The sequence below is a fragment of the uncultured Croceicoccus sp. genome, from assembly GCF_947496385.1.
Lineage (GTDB): Bacteria > Pseudomonadota > Alphaproteobacteria > Sphingomonadales > Sphingomonadaceae > Croceicoccus.
On record NZ_CANMCP010000006.1, the window covers coordinates 1 to 18,609 of the forward strand.

The following is an 18,609-nucleotide window of genomic DNA, read 5'->3' on the forward strand; positions in this document are numbered from 1 at the left end:
TAACATCAACCCTGAGACGAGGCCCGCACTCCGCTAATTTACGCCGCGACTTGTGCCAAATGTTCTGACGACGGACATGCGCCGACAGAAAAGCGCCGCGCTGGTCCTCGAACGTGGCGATGGATCCCAAGTCGGAATAGGCAGCGGTGATCGTCACATGGTCGGTCACGGCATATGCGGCAAAAATGTCCATCCAGTCATCTTCGCCCAACCCGAGATTGTCCGGTTTGCTTCGATATTCGGCGCCCACGACCGCCCGGCGCGAAAATTGATAGGCGACAGAGCCTTCGAATTGCAGGTGCGCATCCTTTGCATCCGGACCTCCAAAGCCCAGTAATCCGCCCTGATTTCCGCTGGTGCGGCGCACCGTCGCCGAGGCCAGGACGCTGTGCGAAAGAAAAAGCTTCGACGCAGCGATGAAAAGATCGGTCCCTTTTGCGTCCAGCGCGCCCACCGCGCGAACGATGGCGCCGTCGCGGCTGCGCTTGTGTTGCGCTCCGATGCTGATTTGCGGCATCAGCGGATCGCCATAGACCAGATCGCCGAACAGCCGCAGCTTTGCCCCGAAAATATCCTGATTGAAGGAAAATCCCTCGCCCAGCCCAAGTGCCGTACCAACATCGCGCGTGTCGAAATTCTGACGCGTGTAGGACAGTTCGACCCGGTTCGCGATGCCGAGCGCGACACCGTGGGATTGAAATCCGAAATCGGGCAATTCCACCACCGTGACATGCCCGGTGAGCCCGATGTCCCCCCGCATTTCGAGCCCGCCAATCGTGGCCCAGGTGGCGATGCCGCCCCCGCTCGCGCCTTCGACCGTGGTAACGCCGTTGGTGAGCAACAGCTTCCCACCGCGCAGGACTGCCGGATCGGTATTGTCCGGCGCGAGCATATCCGCATCCTGTGCACGTGCAGGCATCGCGACCGACACGGATGCGAGAAAAATCGGAAAAATGAAACGGGCTTTGCTCATGCGCCGCTCTCTACGGCCGCATCGTTAAGAGCGCCCTAATCACAGGGTCGGCCCAAGCACTTTATTAAGCTTTCGGCATTATCAGCCTGAGGGGTGAAGAGACTTGTCGCCATCCTCCTCGCGTGCCTCGCGCTTGTGCTCCCGGCCACGGCCATCATCGCTGCCGGAAACGTTTCCGCACGGGTGCAAATCGTCGACGAACGCGGGATGCCGGTGCGTGACGCTGTGGTCGAGATCACGCCGGCAGGCGGGGTCAGGCCGCCGACCGGATTTGCCTGGCGCGCGGCCATGGCGCAAAAAGACCTCACATTCACGCCGGGTACGCTGATCGTCGCAAAGGGAGCCGTGGTCGCCTTTCCCAATCTCGATCGGGTACGACACAGCATCTACAGCTTCTCGCGGATCGCCCGGTTCGAAATTGATCTCTACGGCCGCGATCAGACGCGTACGCAGAAATTCGATATTGCCGGAGGGGCGGCACTGGGCTGCAATATTCACGATGACATGCGCGGTTATGTTCGCGTCGTGGAAACGCCTTTCGCCGCCAAAACCGACGGCAATGGTTTCGTGCAAATCTCGGGGATCCCCGCTGGAAATGCCGCCATGACCGTATGGCATCCGCGCTTGCGCGCGCCGGCCAGCGAATTGCGCATGAATATATCAATGAGCGGAGACTTCTCCCGAAAGATCCGGGTCCGCTTGCGGTGAACGCGATCGAGCGTATGGATTTCTTCCGCTTCGGTTCGTTGAAGCTGCGCATGGCGGCCCTCTATGCCGCATTGTTCGCCGCTGTTCTCGCTGTCATTCTCGCCATCGTGGGCGGCGCCATCGATCGTTTCGCGGAAAACGCGGCGACGAACGACCTTGCCACAAACGCCCGTGTTTTTGAGGAAATTCTCGCCCTGCGCGCCCGACAGATGCGCAGTTCGAGCGATATCCTCTCCCGCGATTTCGGATTTCGCGAGGCGGTCGCCACGGCCGACCGTCCCACGCTGGCCAGTGCGCTCGGCAGCCTGCGGGAGCGTTCGGGTAGCAGTTCCGCCTTTGTCGTGGGCTACGACGCGTCGCTCATCGGTTCGACCGGCGATGCCATGCCCGATCCGGCGCGCTTGTGGAACGCGCTCGATAATGGACAGAGCTATGGCGTGATCACGCAAGGGGGGCAGCTGGCGCTTGCCGCCGCATCGCCGATCGAGGTGCCGGATCTCGTGGGCTGGCTGGTCGTGACGCAGCCGCTCGATCAGGCGGAGCTGTCGCGCCTCGTCAATCTTGGCGCGATCGATCTCGATGCCTCGGTCATACGAAAAGCGAACCTCCCGCGCGCATTGGCCAATGCACCGCCGGGCGAGGTTTTCGAACGAAGCGGGAGCAGTCGCACCCTCTATCGCATGTCGAACCTGCGCACGCTTGAGGAGGATCTGAACCCGGTACTTCTCCTCCAATATCCGCTCAGCCGTTCGCTTGCGCAATATTCTTCCATCCGCTGGCTGCTGGCCGCGCTCGCCGGGGCAGGGCTCCTGCTTGTCGTCGCGCTGAGCTGGCGCGTGGCGAAGACGATCACCGCGCCGCTTCGCAAGCTGGACGAGGCGACCCGGATCATCGGTGCAGGAGAGCGGGTCGCGCTATCTGTAGAGACGAACGACGAGATCGGCCGGCTGGCGGCCAGTTTCAATCAGATGATGGAGGCAATCGAGGAGCGCGAAAGGCAGATCGTTCATGTCGGACTTCACGACGGGCTTACCAATCTCCCCAATCGCAAGCTGTTTGCAGAACAGCTGACGCTCGCGCTCTCCCGCCGGCGGAAGGAGCGCCAGGTGATGGTGGCGAGCGCCGATCTCGACGATTTCAAGGCCGTTAACGCAACGCTTGGGCACCCCGCCGGAGATGCGATGCTCGTCGAACTTGCCAAGACGCTCCAGCGGGACTTGCCCAATGGAACGAGTGCGCGTCTCGGCGGCGACGAGTTTGCGATCATGATCGACGACATTGCCCCGGGCACGAATCTCGATGCGCTCGCCCGGAAAATTCAGAGCTGCTTTGCCCAAGGGATTGCAGGGCGCAAAACGGCCGTAACGGTGAGCCTTGGCATCGCGGTCGCCCCGGGCGATGGTTCCGATGGCGTCACCTTGATGAAACATGCCGACCTGGCGCTCGACCGCGCGAAGAGGGAGGGAAGGGGCTGCCAGCACTTTTTCGAACCTTCGCTCGACGAACATGCGCGGCAACGGCGCCAGCTGGAGCTCGACCTTCGCGAAGCCGTCGTACAGGGCGGCTTCGAGCTTTATTTTCAGCCGCTCTATAGCCTGAAGGAAGACCGGCTGAAAGGTTTCGAGGCGTTGATCCGCTGGAATCATTCGAGCCGTGGGATGGTAGCGCCGGGCGAGTTTATCGGCTTGGCCGAGGAAACCGGTCTCATCCTTCCCATCGGCGATTGGGTCGTCGAGGAGGCGTGTCGGCAGGCGAAACACTGGCCGGGCGATCTGTCTGTCGCGGTCAATATTTCACCACGGCAGTTTGCGGCGCCAAACCTCATCGAACGGATCAAGGTATCCATCGCCGCATCCGGGATTGAGCCGCATCGGCTCGAACTGGAAATTACCGAGAGCGTGTTCATAGCCGATGTTGAAACGACGCTTGCGACGCTGCATGAGCTTCGCCAACTCGGCGTTCAGATCGCACTCGACGATTTTGGAACGGGATATTCCTCACTCAGCTATCTGCGCTCCTTCCCCTTCGACAAGGTGAAGATCGATCGCAGTTTCGTCAGCGATCTTGCAAGCGGCGGAAACGGGCATGCGATCATTCGCGCCATCACGACCCTTGCGCGCGCACTCGGAATGGAAACGCTGGCGGAGGGTGTCGAGCATCACGAGCAGCTCGCCATCCTTCGCCGAGAGGGGTGCGAAAGCATTCAGGGATTTTTGTTGAGCCGACCCATGCCAGCGCGCGATATAGAAGCGTGGCTGAGCCTCGACGAGACGCGCAACGTCTTTTTCGATGCGCGGGACAGCGAGAAGGCCAAGCCGCTACGCGCGGCACAATAAGCCGGGGAGGTTGCGAAAAGGCAACTTGTCCCAATGAACTCCGCAGGAATGAAAATGGTGGACGCACTAGGGCTCGAACCTAGGACCCGCTGATTAAGAGTCAGCTGCTCTACCAACTGAGCTATGCGTCCACTCTGCCGCTTTGCAGGCAGGCCGCGCGCGGGCCGGAAGGTCCGATCCGCTGCGGGAGCGCCCCATATACACATTGTCGCGACGGTGAAAAGGGGGTTTTTCGCTTATCTAGTCGAAATTGCTGACGCGGCGCTGGCTCCACCGGTTCACCGCCATGATCAGGCCCACACAGATCATGATCGTCATCATCGAGGAACCGCCATGGCTCATGAAAGGCAGGGGAATGCCGACCACCGGCGCGAGTCCCATCACCATCATCAGGTTGACCGCGGTGTAGAAGAAGATCGTCGCCGTCATCCCCGCGGCCAGAAGGCGGGAAAAGCGGTCCGGCGCCGCGATTGCCACTTTCAAGCCCCAGCGCAACAGCAGGCCGAACACGAAAATGACAAAGAATCCGCCGGCCATGCCCCATTCCTCGGCCATCGTCGCGAACACGAAATCGGTGTGCGGTTCGGGCAGATAGTTCAGGTGGCTCTGCGTACCATTGCCGAACCCCTTGCCGAAGAATCCCCCCGATCCGATCGCGATCTGCGACTGCGTGATGTGGTATCCCGCGCCCAGCGGATCGCTCTCGGGGTCGAGGAAGGTCAGGACGCGCTTTTGCTGATACGGGTGCAGGGCAAAGAAGAAGAGCGCCGGGATCGCCGCCATTCCGGCCACGCCGACGCTTATGAACCATGCCATCGGCAGCCCGGCGAGAAACATCACGACCACCGCCCCGAACATGATCGCGAGGCTGGTCCCAAGATCGGGTTGCAACAGCACGAGCCCCACCGGAAGCCCGATGAGAACGGCAGGAGGAAGCAGCGATTTGAAATTCTGCACATGCCCGCCCGGCAGGAGATCATAAAGGCGCGCAAGGATCAGGACGATGCCCGGCTTCATCAGCTCCGAAGGCTGCAACGTCATGAAGCCGAGGTTGAGCCAGCGCTGACTGCCACCACCGACAAAGCCCATCGCCTCCACCGCCATCAACAACAGCACGAGCAGGATATAGACCGGCACGGCGATTGCCTTGATAAAGTCCATCGAAAAGCGCGAAATGACGAATGCCATCGTCAGAAACACACCGAACCGAACGACATGGAGCAGCGACCAGGGCCACAAATTCCCGCCCGCCGCGGAATAAAGGACCGCCGCGCCGAACAGGACGAGCACGGTGAGCGGAAGGATCACCCCCCACGGTTCGCGTGCGATAAAGGCGGGGACCGACGCGCGTGCCATCAATCCGTCGTCCCGGTGTCGGGCGTATCGCCGTCGCCGGCGGCGCCGTCCACGCCGGGGTCAGGGGCGTCGCCCTCGGGGGGGCGGGGGGCACCGGCGGCGTCGACCGGGCTGGGGCTGGGTGCGGGGCGGCGGCCTTCCTCGACCGCGTCCTGAATCTCGCCCTGTTCCGGCTTTGGCGCCGCGCCGCCATAGGCCTGTTCATAGGCGGCATATTTGCGCGAGAGCCGTTCTTGCGCCGTGCCGCCCCATTCTTTTTCATAGTTATGAAGCACTTCGAGCGCTTTGTTCGCATCGAACAGGAAGGTCATGACATCGCGCGCCACCGGATAGGCGGAGGACGAACCGGCGCCGTGTTCGATCGCCACGGCACAGGCATAGCGCGGCTTGTCCGCCGGCGCGAAGCAGATGAAATGCCCGTGGTCGCGATATTTCCACGGCACGTCGCGGCCCCCGCGTCCATAGGCGAGCGAGACGACCTGCGCCGTGCCGGTCTTTCCCGCAAGCTCGATCCCGTCAATGGGCAGGCGCGCGCGTCCCGCCGTGCCGGGGCCATTCACCACGTCGCGCATCGCCTGTCTTACGACCTGAAGATGTTCTTCGGGCAGGTTGAGCGAGGGCGCAGGCCGCGGCGCGTTTTCGAGGAGCAGGCGCGGCTGTATCCGCAATCCGCTGGCGATGCGGGAGGTCATCACCGCCTGCTGCAACGGGTTTACCAGCATGTAACCCTGCCCGATGGTGGCATTCACCGTGTCGAACGCCTGCCATTCCTTGTCGTATTTCTTCAGCTTCCATTCCGGATCGGGCACCGTGCCGTATGACTGGCTCGCGACGGGGAGGGGATATTGATAGCCGAGCCCTAGGCGCCGGGCCATGTTCGCGATCCGCTCCATGCCGATACGCTGCGCGAAATAGTAGAAATAGACGTCGCAGCTCTGATAAATGCCCTTCGCCATATTGGTGCGCCCATGGCCGCGCCGGTTCCAGCAGCGGAACACGCGATTGCCCACGCGCAGCCCGCCATTGCACACCACCGATTCCTCAGGGTCGAGCCCGCCTTCGAGGAAGGCCAGCGACACGAAGGGCTTAACCGTAGAACCGGGTGGATAAAGCCCGCTCAACACCTTGTTTCGCAAGGGAACATGGTCGTCTTCGGAGAGCATTTTCCACTCGATGCGGCCGATCCCGTCGGAAAAGCTGTTGGGGTCAAAACTGGGCATGGACGACGCGGCAAGAATGTCGCCGTTCTTCAGATCCATGACGACGACAGACCCGGATTCGGGACCGAGCCGCCGCGCCGCGTAATCCTGCAACGGGCCGTCGATGGTGAGCTGCACCGGGTCGCCCTGCACATCCTCGCGCATGTCGAGATCGCGGACGATCTTGCCGCTCGCGGTGACCTCGGCCCGGCGGGCGCCCGGTTCGCCGCGCAGCGTATGCTCGAAATATTTCTCGACGCCGTCCTTGCCGATCTTGAAACCGGGCGTGATGAGCAGCGGTTCCGGCTCCTCCTCGTACTCCTCCGCCGACACCGTGCCGACATAGCCAAGCAGGTGGCCGACGGCGGGGCCGGTTGGGTAATAGCGCGAAAATCCGCGCTGCGGCACGACACCGGGAAGATCGGGCAGCCGAACCGACAACGCCGCGAACTGCTCCCAATCGACGCCGGTCGCGACCTCTACCGGGCGAAAACCGCTGGTCGATTCGATCTTGTCGCGAAGATCGGTAATGCCCGCGGGGGTGAGCGCCAGCACATCGCCCAGCACCTGCAACGTCTGATCCACGTCGACGATGCGGTCGGGAATGAGATCGACGCGAAAATCCGCCCGGTTGGAGGCAAGCGGCACACCGTCGCGGTCGAGAATCCACCCCCGGCGCGGCGGGATGAGCGTGAGATCGACCCGGTTGCTCTCCGAGGCCAGCTCGTATTTCTCGTTCTGCGCGACGGCGAGATAGGTCATGCGCCCGGCCAGCAAAAGGCCGATGCCGCCCTGAACCGCGCCGATGAAGAACGTCCGCCGGTCGAAGCGATTGTTGAGTTCGCCCGCGCTGACCCTCTGCTCCGGTTTTGCGACCCGCTTGCCAAAGCCGAACGCCATCAGCCGACCACCTTCACGCGGGCGCGGCGAAGCATGTCGAGAACGGCAACGATGCGGGTGAAAAGCGGGAACATGATGAGCGACAACAGCAATTGCGGAACGATAAGCGACGGGTCGAACGGACCACCGGCGAGCGCGGCGATGGCCATGGTCAGACAGAGATAGGAAGCGAAGGCGAGACTTGCCACCATCCAGTCCTGCCAGAACCCGCGCCACCGCGCCCAGTCGTCGACCATGTCCAGCACGATCATTGTGACGGACCACAGGAATATAGCACTGCCAAATGGCTGTCCGCTGTACAGATCGTCGATCAGGCCGAGCGGAAACCCGGCCCATACCGGCAACAGGCCCGGCCGCAACAATTGCCAGCTTACCAGCAGCATGAAGGCGAGCGGCGGCACCACCGGAGCCGATGCAATGATCGGCGAGAGCGGGACGAGCGAGAGCATCGCCACGCTGATCCAGGGGACGATGGTCGCAAGAATGCGCGACGGCGCACGATTGATGCGCCGCGAAAAAAGGCCCGATCCGGGCAGCCGGTCGCCGGCGAGGCTCATTCGCCGGGTGCGGGGCGCGGCGGCGGCAGGTCCGTCACCGGTTGCCAGATCGGCTGTATCGTGACGAATTCGGTCGCCGCCGGGTCCGAAATGATGCGCGCGACCGCACCGTCTCGCGTCACCTCCTTGACCACCGCGACGGGCACGTTGGGCCGGTACAGCCCGCCCGACCCCGAAGTGACGAGCACGTCGCCTTTTTTCAGCGGATTGATCCCCATTTCGATCAGCCGGACGATGAGCGTTCCGTCGGCCTGACCCTGCGCGAATCCGGCGACGTTTCCGCGGGTACGGCGCACCGGCACGACGCTCTCGCTATCGGTGATGAGCAGGATGCGCGCGGTGCGCGAACCCACCTCCAGCACGCGGCCGACGAGGCCCGTTGGCGACCGGACCGGCTGCCCGACCATGACGCCGTCACGCTGTCCCGCGCCGACGAGGGCGAAGCGGCGGCTGCTCGTGGCGGTCGACCCGATGAGGCGGGAGGCGGCGACGGCGCGGCCATCGGTTTCGCGCATGTTCAACACGCGCTTCAGCCGGCGGTTCTCCTCCTCGATCGCTTCGGCCTCGGCGAGGCGGCTGCGGGCGACGCGCAGTTCCTCGCGCAGGGCAGCGTTCTTGCTCCCTGCCTCGATATAGCCGGCGACCACGTCGATCACCGACTTGCCGTTGGAGCGTCCGATGGCCGATGCCTGCCCGACAGGTTCGGCAACATCGGTGGCCGCGGTCCGGGCAAAGGCAAAGGCGGAGGGGTGGAACAGGGATACGACCAGCAGGACAAGACCCAGCATCCCGCCCACCACGGCCGCGACATAGCTCGTGAAAATTGAGAACTGCGCCCTTTTGGAAAATCCCGGACGCCGATCCATCGGCGGCGCCATCTGTCCGCTCCCTCCTAATTAATGCGTGCGACGCCCCGGTTCAGGCCGTCTCGAGCACGCCGCGATACACGGCCTCTTCCAGGGCGCGACCGGTGCCCAGCGCCACGCAGGACAGCGGATCTTCGGCCACGGTCACCGGCAGGCCCGTTTCCTCGCGCAGATATTCGTCCAGCCCCGCGATCAGCGCGCCGCCGCCGGTCAGCACGATGCCTTGATCGACGATGTCCGCGGCGAGTTCGGGCGCCGTGTTTTCGAGCGCGATGCGCACCGCCTCGACAATGGCGCCGATCGGTTCGGACAAGGCCTCGGCGATATTCGCCTGGTTGATCGTGATTTCCTTGGGCACGCCGTTCACGAGATCGCGGCCACGAATGTGGATCTTCGCGCCTTCGCCGTCTTCGGGAATGATGGCGGTGGCATAGCTCTTCTTGATCCGCTCCGCCGTCGACTCGCCGATGAGCAGGTTGTGATGCCGGCGGACATAGGAGACGATCGCCTCGTCCATCTTGTCGCCGCCGACGCGCACGCTGGTGGTGTAGGCGAGCCCGCGCAGCGACAGGACCGCAACCTCCGTCGTGCCGCCGCCGATGTCGACGACCATCGAGCCGACCGGCTCGGTGACGGGCATGCCGGCGCCGATCGCCGCGGCCATCGGTTCGAGAATGAGATAGACCTGGCTCGCCCCCGCATTCGACGCCGCGTCGCGGATGGCGCGCCGCTCGACCGAGGTCGAACCGCTCGGCACGCAAATGACGATTTCGGGGTATTTCAGGATGTTACGCTTGGAATGCACCTTCTTGATGAAATATTTGATCATCTGCTCGGCAACTTCGATATCGGCGATGACGCCATCGCGAAGCGGGCGGATCGCCTCGATCGTGTCGGGCGTCTTGCCCATCATCATCTTGGCGTCGTCGCCGACGGCTTTCACCTTCTTGATGCCGTTCATCGTTTCGATCGCCACGACCGACGGTTCGTTCAGCACGATGCCGCGCCCCTCGACATAGACCAGCGTGTTCGCCGTGCCGAGATCGATCGCCATGTTCTGCGAACCGAATTGAAAAAGGCGGGAAAAGAATGAAGCCATAGTGAAAATCGTTTCCGTGAAATCTACTGCTGCGCCAGCCGGGTCCATCGCATGGCCGAAGGGCGACCGCAATCGTGGACTCGCGCATCGCCCTAGACGATACTGGGGCGGTAAGGGAAAATCTTTTTAACCTTCCCGCGAAGCTTTTTCCACAGGGGCCAACTCGATATTCACAACAGTTGGCGCTACGACGATGCGGATTATGGCCCGCATCCGTCGCCTTCCCGAAAGCCTGATCAATCGCATCGCCGCGGGGGAGGTGGTCGAACGCCCGGCCGCCGCGCTTAAAGAGCTGGTGGAGAACGCCATCGACGCGGGCGCGCGGCAGATTACCGTCACGCTGGAGCAGGGCGGGCTGACGGGGATCGAGGTGACCGACGACGGCATCGGCATGGCGCCCGACGACATCGCGCTCGCGCTCGAACGGCATGCCACGTCGAAATTGCCGGACGAGGCGATCGAGGAGGTCGCGACTCTCGGCTTTCGCGGGGAGGCCCTGCCATCCATCGCCAGTGTCGCGCGCCTGACCATCGAAAGCAGGCCGCGCGCCGCGTCGCAGGGGTGGCGCCGCGTGGTCGATCATGGCGAAACCATCGCGGACGAGCCCGCCGCGCTGCCCCCCGGCACCCGCATCCGGGTCGAGGACGTGTTTGCCAAGGTCCCCGCCCGCCGCAAGTTCCTGCGCAGCGCGCGCAGCGAATATGGCGCCTGTCACGACATCATGCGCCGCCTCGCCATGGCGCGTCCGGAAATCGGCTTCACGCTGAGCAATGAGGGGCGCCGCATTTTCGCGGTGCAGCCGGACGAGGATCTGCCCACGCGGGTCAGCCGCCTTATCGCGCGGGAGCTTGCCGACAATGCGGTCGCCATCGACTTTACGCGCGGACAGGTGGACGAGCCAGTGCGGCTGACCGGGCTGGCCGGCCTGCCGACCTATAATCGCGGCGTCGCCGATCATCAGTATCTGTTCGTGAATGGCCGCCCGGTGAAGGATCGCCTGCTGACTGGCGCGGTGCGCGGTGCCTATGCCGACATGCTGGCGCGTGACCGGCACGCGGTGCTCGCGCTGTTTCTCGACATGCCGGCGCATCTGGTCGACGTGAACGTGCACCCGGCAAAGACCGAGGTGCGCTTTCGCGATCCGCAGGCCATTCGCGGCATGATCGTGAGCGGCCTTCGCCAGGCGCTCGACACCGGCGACCGGCGTAGCGCACAGGCCCCGTCGCAAACCGCGATGCGCGCATGGCAAAGCGAGCCGTGGCAGGCTGACCTGCCTGCGCAAACCGATTCCGCGAAACGAAGCGCATTTACGGTGCAGGAAAGCGTGGCCACTTTCGGGGCCTTCCCCACGGCGGACACGCGATCCCACGGTCCCGCCCGCGACATCGCCGCCCCCGTGTTCGAGCCGCAGGGCCGCGCCGAACCCGCCGACGAAGCGCCGCAGGACGCCGCCCGTTTTCCCATGGGCATCGCCCGCGGACAGGTCGCCGAAACCTATATCGTCGCGGAGGCAGAGGACGGGCTCGTCCTCGTCGATCAGCATGCCGCCCACGAACGGCTCGTGCTCGAACGATTGCGGGCCGCCGGTGCGGAGGAGGGCGCGCGCCGTTCGCAGGCGCTACTCATCCCGCAGGTCGTGGAACTCGACGAAACCGATTGCGACCGTATCGAAGGCGCCGCCGAAAAGCTGGGCACGCTGGGCCTCGTGGTGGAGCGGTTCGGGCCGGATGCGATGCTGGTGCGCGCCATGCCAGGCGCCATTCGCGGCGGCGATCCGGCGAAGCTGTTGCAGGATATTGCCGATGATATCGCGGTGAACGGCGACGCGCTCCTGCTTGAGGAAAGGCTCGATCTCGTGCTGGCGACGATGGCGTGCCATGGTTCGGTGCGGGCGGGGCGGCGGCTCAACGTCGCGGAGATGAACGCGCTGCTACGCGAAATGGAGCGGACGCCGCGATCGGGACAGTGCAATCACGGCCGGCCGACATGGGTCAAGCTGTCGATGGCGGACGTGGAAAAGCTGTTCGGACGGAAATGAGGGAGAATACCGCGATGAAGACCCCACGGCACCATTTCCCGCGCACCGCGGCAACCGTTTTGCTTGCCGCGCTCCTTGTCGCGTGCGGCGATGGCGCATCGTCCGACCCGGCGCAGGACGATGCCGATGTCGCGAGAATCCGCGCGACCCACGATACGCCGCCGGTCATGCCGATCGCGCCCGAGCGGATCAGCTATTCCGATGTCGAGGACAACAACCTGTTCGGCGTATCCTGCGCCTTTGCACAGGGCAACGGCATGGCGGTGATGATGATGGCGATGCCGGACCGCGCCTATATGAAGCTGGACGGCGAAATCGTCAGCTTCGCCGCGGACAAGGGGTCGGCCAGCATGCCGCTTGGCACATGGGCGCAATATGATGGCCGCGAATATGCCATCCGCATCGCGCAGCCCGAAGGAGAGGGGCCGCAGGACGGTATAGCGAGGGTGAGCTGGAGCGGTTCGATCGCGGTCCTCGACGGAAAAAACCGGCCGGTTTACGAAGAAACCGGCACCTTACAATGCGGGAGCTGAGGAACCGGGGCCCGCGTCCCGTGGTCTGCGTCTGAACAGCGCCGCGGAACGATAGCGGCATACCAGAATGTCGTCCTGATTGAATAGCTGCACCGCGATGGTGACCAAGCCGGCATCGCGCATCGACTTGCTGTCACGCGTATCGACGATTTTCGTTTCACAACGCAGCGTATCGCCGGGATAGACAGGGCGGGTCCAGCGAAGGTCGTCCACACCCATTCCCGCGATCATGGCGCGCCCGGTTTCGCGATAATGATCGACGATCATGCGCATGCTGATCGCCGCGGTGTGCCAGCCACTCGCCGCGATGCGCCCGAACATGGAATCGCGCGCCGCTTCCTCCGAAAGGTGAAACGGTTGCGGGTCGAATTGCGAGGCAAAGGCGACGGCCTCGTCCCTTTGCACGCGATAGGAGCCGAAGCGCTCCTCCTCACCAACATGCATATCTTCGAAATAGAGCATCGTGTTTCGCTTTGTTTCGCAACGCCCGCGCCCGGTGATCGCTTTGCCGCGCCGCCCCATGCCTGCCGATCGGCGGGCACGGGGCGATGCGTCAAAGGATCGCGACGGATCAGAGGCGGTAGGCCGGCTTCAGCCCATCGGGGCCGAGGTCGGGCACGGTGCGATAGCGCGCCATCACGAGGCTGAACACGCCGAACAGCAGCAGGCCGATCGCGACCAGCGTAAACCAGACGCCGTCATCGCGAAGCGACGCAACCGCAGCGCCCAGCGACTTCACCTGCGAAGAGCTGTCGAACCAGGCAGACTGCATCAGCGACCAGCCGATGACCACGAACACCACGGCACGCGCGGCATAGCCCGCATGGCCGAGATATTTGGTGAAATCGGGCGCCCGGCCCGCAATGCGGTTCATGAAATCGCCGGTGATCGCCTTCTTGCCCTGCATGAGGCCGGCAATCAGAAAGCCGAGGCCCACGATGCCGATGATCGCGGGGCCGAACCCCATCGACAGGACGGTGCCGGTCGCCTCCTCGGCGCCGCTGGTGCCGCCCGACGACTGCTTGTTGCCCTGCGCGAACTGAAACGCGGTATAGGCGAGCACGAGATGCGCGATGCCGCTCGCGCCATGGCCGACACGGTGGGCGATGCCCTTCTTGTCGCTGCCGTAATGTTCGATGTCGAACAGCGGGCTGCTCAGCCGGTACAGCGCATAGCCCAGAAGGCCGAGCGCGCACAGGTACAGGATCGGCGTGCCGAACGGAATGTCCTGCAGATAATCGAACGCGCCTCTCGCGCCATCATCGGCCTGGCTCTGTCCGGTGGTGGACAGGAACAGATAGCCGATGAGAATATAGACCACGCCGCGCGCGGCGAAGCCGAGACGCACGAGCCAGCGAAATTTTTCGGACTTGTCTACCATTGTCAGTTCCCCTTCTGATGGTGTGACAACGGTGGTGGCCCGAAATGGTGCCCGCTGGCCAATCCAATGTTAATTATGTTGTGGAAGCAATTGATTTTCCGGGTGGTTCACACGTTGAACTTGAACAGCATCACGTCGCCATCGTTGACGACATATTCCTTGCCCTCCTGACGCAGCTTGCCCGCCTCGCGCGCCGCGCTTTCACCGCCCAGCGTCACGTAATCGTCGTAGGCGATGGTTTCGGCCCGGATGAAGCCGCGCTCGAAATCGGTGTGGATCTCGCCGGCGGCCTGCGGTGCCTTTGCGCCCTTGGCCACGGTCCACGCCCGCGTTTCCTTCGGCCCCGCGGTAAAGAACGTCTGCAGGCCGAGCAGCTGGTACCCTGCGCGGATCACGCGGGCGAGCCCGGTTTCCTCCAGCCCCAGCTCAGCCAGATATTCGGCGCGTTCCTCGCCTTCCATACCGACCAGCTCGGCCTCGATCGCGGCGGAGACGACGACGGCCTGCGCGCCCTCGGCCTCGGCCTTGGCGAACACTTTTTCCGCCATCGCATTGCCGGTCGCGGCCTCGTCCTCGGCCACGTTGCAGACGTAAAGCACGGGTTTGGCGGTCAGCAATTGCGCCTGCGCGAACACGCGGGCCTCTTCCTCGTCCTTCGGTTCGGTCAGGCGGGCGGGCTTGCCTTCGCGCAGGAGTTCGAGCGCCTGACCCAGCACGCTGGCCGCGATCTTCATCTCCTTGTCGCCGGTCTTTGCGCGTTTTTCGGCGGCGGGCACGCGCTTTTCCAGGCTTTCGAGGTCGGCCATCAGCAATTCGGTCTCGACCACCTCGGCATCGGCGAGCGGGTCGACCTTGTTGGCGACATGCTGAATATCGTCATCTTCGAAACAGCGCAGGACGTGCACGATCGCGTCCACCTCCCGGATGTTGCCGAGGAACTGGTTACCCAGACCTTCGCCCTTGGACGCGCCCTTCACCAGCCCGGCGATGTCCACGAAGGCAAGCTGCGTCGGGATGGTCTTCGCGGACCCCGCGATCCCCGCAATCTTGTCGAGCCGTTCATCGGGCACGCCGACCTGGCCGACATTGGGTTCGATGGTGCAGAACGGATAGTTCGCCGCCTGCGCCGCCTGCGTTTCGGTCAGCGCGTTGAAAAGGGTCGATTTGCCCACATTGGGAAGGCCGACGATGCCGCAACGAAAACCCATCGAAAACTCCGGTCATAGATTGAGCCGCGCCCATAGCCGGATCGGCGGGGCATGGCCAGAAAACAGATATTGCGGCCGATACCGCGTTCGTGATGCCTCAGCCGTTCAGCCGCATGGCGACGTCGTTCATGAACCGCTCGCCATCGCCCTTCGCCAGCCATTCGGCCTCCGCCGCGACGGCGCCGAGCATAGCGGCAAGATCGTCCATCTCCGCCTTGGCATAATTGCCGAGGACATGGCCGGTAACGCGGTCTTTCGACCCCGGATGACCGATGCCGAGCCGCACCCGGGCAAATTCGCGGCCGAGATGGCTGTCGATACTGCGCAGCCCGTTATGGCCCGCCGTGCCGCCGCCCTGCTTCACCTTCACGCGCATTGGGTCGAGATCGAGCTCGTCGTGAAAGACGGTGAGCGCGTCCAACTCCAGCTTGTAGAACCGCATCGCCTCGGCGACCGAACGCCCGCTTTCGTTCATGTAGGTCGCGGGTTTCAGGAGGAGGACACGCTGCGCGCCGATGCGGCCTTCCTGCAACCAGCCGGAGAATTTCTTCTGCACCGGGCCGAAGTCATGCATGTCGGCAATGGTGTCGAGCGCCATGAAGCCGACATTGTGCCGGTTGAGCGCGTATTTGGCGCCCGGATTGCCAAGGCCTGTCCATAATTGCATGGCGTTTCCCTATCCCAGCCGGGGCCGAAAGCAAAACGCCGGCCTTGCCCGTGGCACGGCCGGCGTTTCGTATCGCCAGAAAGCGAGAACGCGTTCAGGCGCTCTTTTCTTCCTGTTCCTTGGCGGCATCGTCGTCCGGGCCCTGCTCGGTCGCGGCGGTTTCGCCCGCTTCCATGCCGGCGCCGGTCTGATCCGAACCTTCTTCGCCGTCGGCCTTCTTGAGAGCTGAAGGCGCCACCACGGTCGCGATGGTGAAGTCGCGGTCGGTGATCGCGCTTTCCGAACCCTTGGGCAGCTTCACGTGGCTGATGTGGATCGAATCGCCGATTTCGAGGCCGGTCACGTCGATCTCGATCTGATCGGGGATGTGGTCGGCGTCGCAGACCAGCTCCAGCTCGTGCCGCACGACGTTGAGCACGCCGCCACGCTTGAGACCGGGGGCCGCTTCCTCGTTCACGAAGACGACGGGCACGTTCACGTCGACCTTCGCATCCTTCGCAAGGCGGAAGAAATCGACGTGGGTCGGCGTATCGCGAACCGGGTGAAGGGCGACGTCCTTGGGCAGGGTGCGCAGCTTCTTGCCGTCGATTTCGACCATCACGATCGAGTTCATGAAGTGGCCGGTGTCCAGCAGTTTCACCAGCGCACGTTCCTCGACGTGGATGGGCTGCGGTTCTTCCTTGCCACCGTAGACGACGGCGGGAACGCGACCTTCGCGGCGCAGGGCACGGGAGGCTCCCTTGCCTGCCCGTTCGCGCTTTTCGGCCGCCAGGGTAAGCTGATCGCTCATAATCCTAGACCTTTGTATAAAGCTTGTTGGTTCAACTCGCGCGGCACGCGCCTCCAGGGATGACCATGTGCCGATGCGAAGGCGGGCGCGTAGCGGCTCTGCGCGCCAAATGCAAGCGCCGCGCGGGATCGGCCGCCCCTGTCAATCCGCGCGCACGACCCGCCATCCGCGCGCGCGGAGCATCGCGATCAACCCGTCGGCCCCGCCCATATGCCCCGCGCCCACCGCGATCAGCGGCCTGCGCCCATCCGACAGCAACGGTTCGATCTGCGCGATCCAGCGCCGGTTCCGATTGACCAGCAAGGCCGCGCGCAGGTCCGGATTCGCGGCAAGGCCCTGCTCCAATATGCGGGTGAGCATCGCCGCGTCGCCGCGCATCCATGCATCGAGCATCGCGCCGTCATCCTCGGGCGCCTCCCACATGCTCCGCAGCAGGGCGAGCTGTGCATCCTCGTCGAGCCGGTCGAAGATGGCGAGTTGCTCGCCCGCGGTTTCGAGCCCGGCGACCGGCCGCCCGTCGAACGCCTCGAGCAGCGCGCGATCGGTGCCCGCGCCGCTATCGTTGCCGGCCTCCCGCGACAATGCGGACGACACGGACAGGGCCGCGGCCCAGGTCTCGACATCGCGAAAGGCGCCCGGTTCGATATCCGCCCGATCGTAAAGCGCGGCGAGGGCAGGGCGGTCTTGCGCAGGGATCCGGCGGGACAGCGGGGGCAGGCCCTCGGTCCTGCCGAGCGCCGCCATGGCGCCCGCGATGGCCGCCGTATCGTCGAGCGCGCGCACCTCCACCACCAGCATGCCAGCATCCGCGATGACACGATTCAGCCCTTCGCGGCGCCAGTCGACACCGGAGGGCAGGGCATGCACGGTCCCGAACAGCCACCCCGCCGTCCGCCCGGCCTCATCCTCGATCCGCCAGAGCGCGGGGTCCGCCTCGACCCGAGGCCCCCCGCACGCCGCGAGCGTCGATGACAGAGTGCACAGCAGCAGCGCGCATAGCCACGCCCGCCACCGCCCCGTCGCGGGAATCGTCAATACGCGATCCGCTCGACGGTGAGCCCGCGCTTCGCCAGTGCGTCCTGCACGCTGTTCTCACCCGCGAGGTGACCGGCGCCCACCGCGATGAACACGGTGCCGGGCCGGTCCATGCGCGCGTCGATCTGCCGTGCCCAGTCGGCATTGCGGCGGTCGAGGAGGAGCGTCTTCACTTGCGGGTTATCCTCGAACCCTTCGTTGAGCAGCGCGGCGGTATCGACGATGTCGCCCATCGCCCATGCGCGCTCCATCCGTTCAAGATCCGCGGCCATCGTGTCGGGCGCGTCGATCGTCGCCATCAGGAACGCGATCTGCGCGTCGGATGACATGCTATCGAAAAAGCCGATCTGCTGGCGGAAGGTTTCGAGACCCGATACCGGCTTGCCATTCTCCGCGGCCGCCTGGCTCAACACCTGCTCGCCGCCCGAGGCGGGCGAATAGCCCAGCTTCTGACCATAGGCCATCGTCATCATCGTGGCGGCGAACCACGGCTGCATCCGGTCGATCGCGGCCATCGGCATGCCGATGCCTTGCGCGGCGGCGGCAAGCTTCTCGCGCTGCGGCGGGGTCAGCATCGCGGACAGTGTCTGACCCTCGGGCAACATGGCAGCGCCGCCGACGGCCTCGGCGGCTTCGGCCTCGCTCGGCTGCACGATCTCCAGCATCACCTCGTCGCTATTGGCAAAAGCGTCGGCGACCGGCCCGTCGAACCATGCGAGGTCCGGCTTCAGGACATGCATCGTGCCGAACAGGTAGATCGTCGTATCCTCGTCCGACAGTTTCCAAAGGGCCGGGGTGGCGTTCTGCCGGTCGAGCGGGGCGGCCTCTGCGGCCTCCACGCCTTGCGCCGGGGCGATGCCGGCCGGTTCGGCGGACGCGGTCGCACAGCCGGCGAGCAGCGGCGGCAGAATGGCGACAAGCGGGCGGAGGAAACGTGGCATTCGCATGAAATATCATCCCGGT

At 64.3% G+C, this 18,609-nt stretch carries 17 protein-coding genes and 1 tRNA gene; 4 read left to right on the forward strand and 14 right to left on the reverse strand.

The annotated features are described in order from the left end of the window. Positions 1-973 (reverse strand): DUF3034 family protein (locus tag Q0897_RS10510; protein WP_366519922.1); only part of this gene is annotated, 973 nt, incomplete at its 3' end. A gap of 225 nt (positions 974-1,198) precedes the next feature. Between Q0897_RS10510 and Q0897_RS10515 the strand changes: the two genes are divergently transcribed. Together Q0897_RS10515 and Q0897_RS10520 are read left to right on the forward strand one after the other, a co-directional pair. Beyond that, positions 1,199-1,681, forward strand: a complete 483-nt coding sequence (locus Q0897_RS10515; RefSeq protein WP_299309378.1) for a methylamine utilization protein — start codon at positions 1,199-1,201, stop codon at positions 1,679-1,681. Further along, positions 1,678-4,017, forward strand: coding sequence for an EAL domain-containing protein (locus Q0897_RS10520; protein ID WP_299309380.1), 2,340 nt, complete (start codon positions 1,678-1,680; stop codon positions 4,015-4,017). Before Q0897_RS10515 ends, Q0897_RS10520 begins: the two co-directional genes overlap by 4 nt. A 55-nt stretch (positions 4,018-4,072) precedes the next feature. Here the strand turns inward: Q0897_RS10520 and Q0897_RS10525 are convergent. The 6 genes from Q0897_RS10525 to Q0897_RS10550 form a co-directional block, all read right to left on the reverse strand. Continuing rightward, positions 4,073-4,148: transfer RNA gene (locus Q0897_RS10525), tRNA-Lys, on the reverse strand. A gap of 109 nt (positions 4,149-4,257) precedes the next feature. After that, on the reverse strand, positions 4,258-5,373 hold the full coding sequence (rodA, locus tag Q0897_RS10530) for a rod shape-determining protein RodA (RefSeq protein ID WP_202084673.1): 1,116 nt from the start codon (positions 5,371-5,373) through the stop codon (positions 4,258-4,260). Next, on the reverse strand, positions 5,373-7,472 hold the full coding sequence (mrdA, locus tag Q0897_RS10535; RefSeq protein WP_299309384.1) for a penicillin-binding protein 2: 2,100 nt from the start codon (positions 7,470-7,472) through the stop codon (positions 5,373-5,375). Before mrdA ends, rodA begins: the two co-directional genes overlap by 1 nt. Then, complete coding sequence (gene mreD / locus Q0897_RS10540; protein WP_299309385.1) at positions 7,472-8,029, reverse strand: rod shape-determining protein MreD; 558 nt, start codon at positions 8,027-8,029, stop codon at positions 7,472-7,474. Before mreD ends, mrdA begins: the two co-directional genes overlap by 1 nt. Then, a complete protein-coding gene (gene mreC, locus Q0897_RS10545) occupies positions 8,026-8,907 on the reverse strand; it encodes a rod shape-determining protein MreC (protein WP_299309386.1) in 882 nt (293 codons plus the stop codon). The genes mreD and mreC overlap by 4 nt, the downstream gene beginning before the upstream one ends. A 40-nt stretch (positions 8,908-8,947) precedes the next feature. Continuing rightward, a complete protein-coding gene (locus Q0897_RS10550) occupies positions 8,948-9,994 on the reverse strand; it encodes a rod shape-determining protein (RefSeq protein ID WP_202084680.1) in 1,047 nt (348 codons plus the stop codon). 202 nt (positions 9,995-10,196) lie between these two features. Between Q0897_RS10550 and mutL the strand changes: the two genes are divergently transcribed. After that, positions 10,197-12,032, forward strand: coding sequence for a DNA mismatch repair endonuclease MutL (gene mutL, locus Q0897_RS10555; protein WP_299309388.1), 1,836 nt, complete (start codon positions 10,197-10,199; stop codon positions 12,030-12,032). 14 nt (positions 12,033-12,046) lie between these two features. After that, positions 12,047-12,565, forward strand: a complete 519-nt coding sequence (locus Q0897_RS10560; protein ID WP_299309390.1) for a hypothetical protein — start codon at positions 12,047-12,049, stop codon at positions 12,563-12,565. Here the strand turns inward: Q0897_RS10560 and Q0897_RS10565 are convergent. The 7 genes from Q0897_RS10565 to Q0897_RS10595 form a co-directional block, all read right to left on the reverse strand. Continuing rightward, the gene (locus tag Q0897_RS10565; protein WP_366519923.1) at positions 12,548-13,087 is read right to left on the reverse strand and encodes a MaoC family dehydratase; all 540 of its coding nucleotides are present in this window, start codon (positions 13,085-13,087) and stop codon (positions 12,548-12,550) included. The genes Q0897_RS10560 and Q0897_RS10565 overlap by 18 nt on opposite strands. A 49-nt stretch (positions 13,088-13,136) precedes the next feature. Further along, positions 13,137-13,946: a DUF1206 domain-containing protein gene (locus Q0897_RS10570; protein WP_299309393.1), complete on the reverse strand. Its 810-nt coding sequence runs from the start codon at positions 13,944-13,946 to the stop codon at positions 13,137-13,139. A gap of 107 nt (positions 13,947-14,053) precedes the next feature. Then, entirely contained in the window at positions 14,054-15,154 is a 1,101-nt protein-coding gene (gene ychF / locus Q0897_RS10575) for a redox-regulated ATPase YchF (protein ID WP_202084691.1), read from the reverse strand. A 97-nt stretch (positions 15,155-15,251) separates the two neighbouring features. Continuing rightward, positions 15,252-15,821 (reverse strand): aminoacyl-tRNA hydrolase, encoded by a 570-nt coding sequence (pth, locus tag Q0897_RS10580; protein WP_299309394.1) that lies wholly within the window; start codon positions 15,819-15,821, stop codon positions 15,252-15,254. Between the two features lie 94 nt (positions 15,822-15,915). Beyond that, positions 15,916-16,611: a 50S ribosomal protein L25/general stress protein Ctc gene (locus Q0897_RS10585; protein WP_202084695.1), complete on the reverse strand. Its 696-nt coding sequence runs from the start codon at positions 16,609-16,611 to the stop codon at positions 15,916-15,918. 141 nt (positions 16,612-16,752) lie between these two features. Further along, the gene (locus Q0897_RS10590) at positions 16,753-17,646 is read right to left on the reverse strand and encodes a TraB/GumN family protein (protein WP_299309396.1); all 894 of its coding nucleotides are present in this window, start codon (positions 17,644-17,646) and stop codon (positions 16,753-16,755) included. Further along, on the reverse strand, positions 17,643-18,587 hold the full coding sequence (locus Q0897_RS10595) for a TraB/GumN family protein (protein ID WP_299309397.1): 945 nt from the start codon (positions 18,585-18,587) through the stop codon (positions 17,643-17,645). Before Q0897_RS10595 ends, Q0897_RS10590 begins: the two co-directional genes overlap by 4 nt. Between the last annotated feature and the right edge of the window lie 22 nt (positions 18,588-18,609).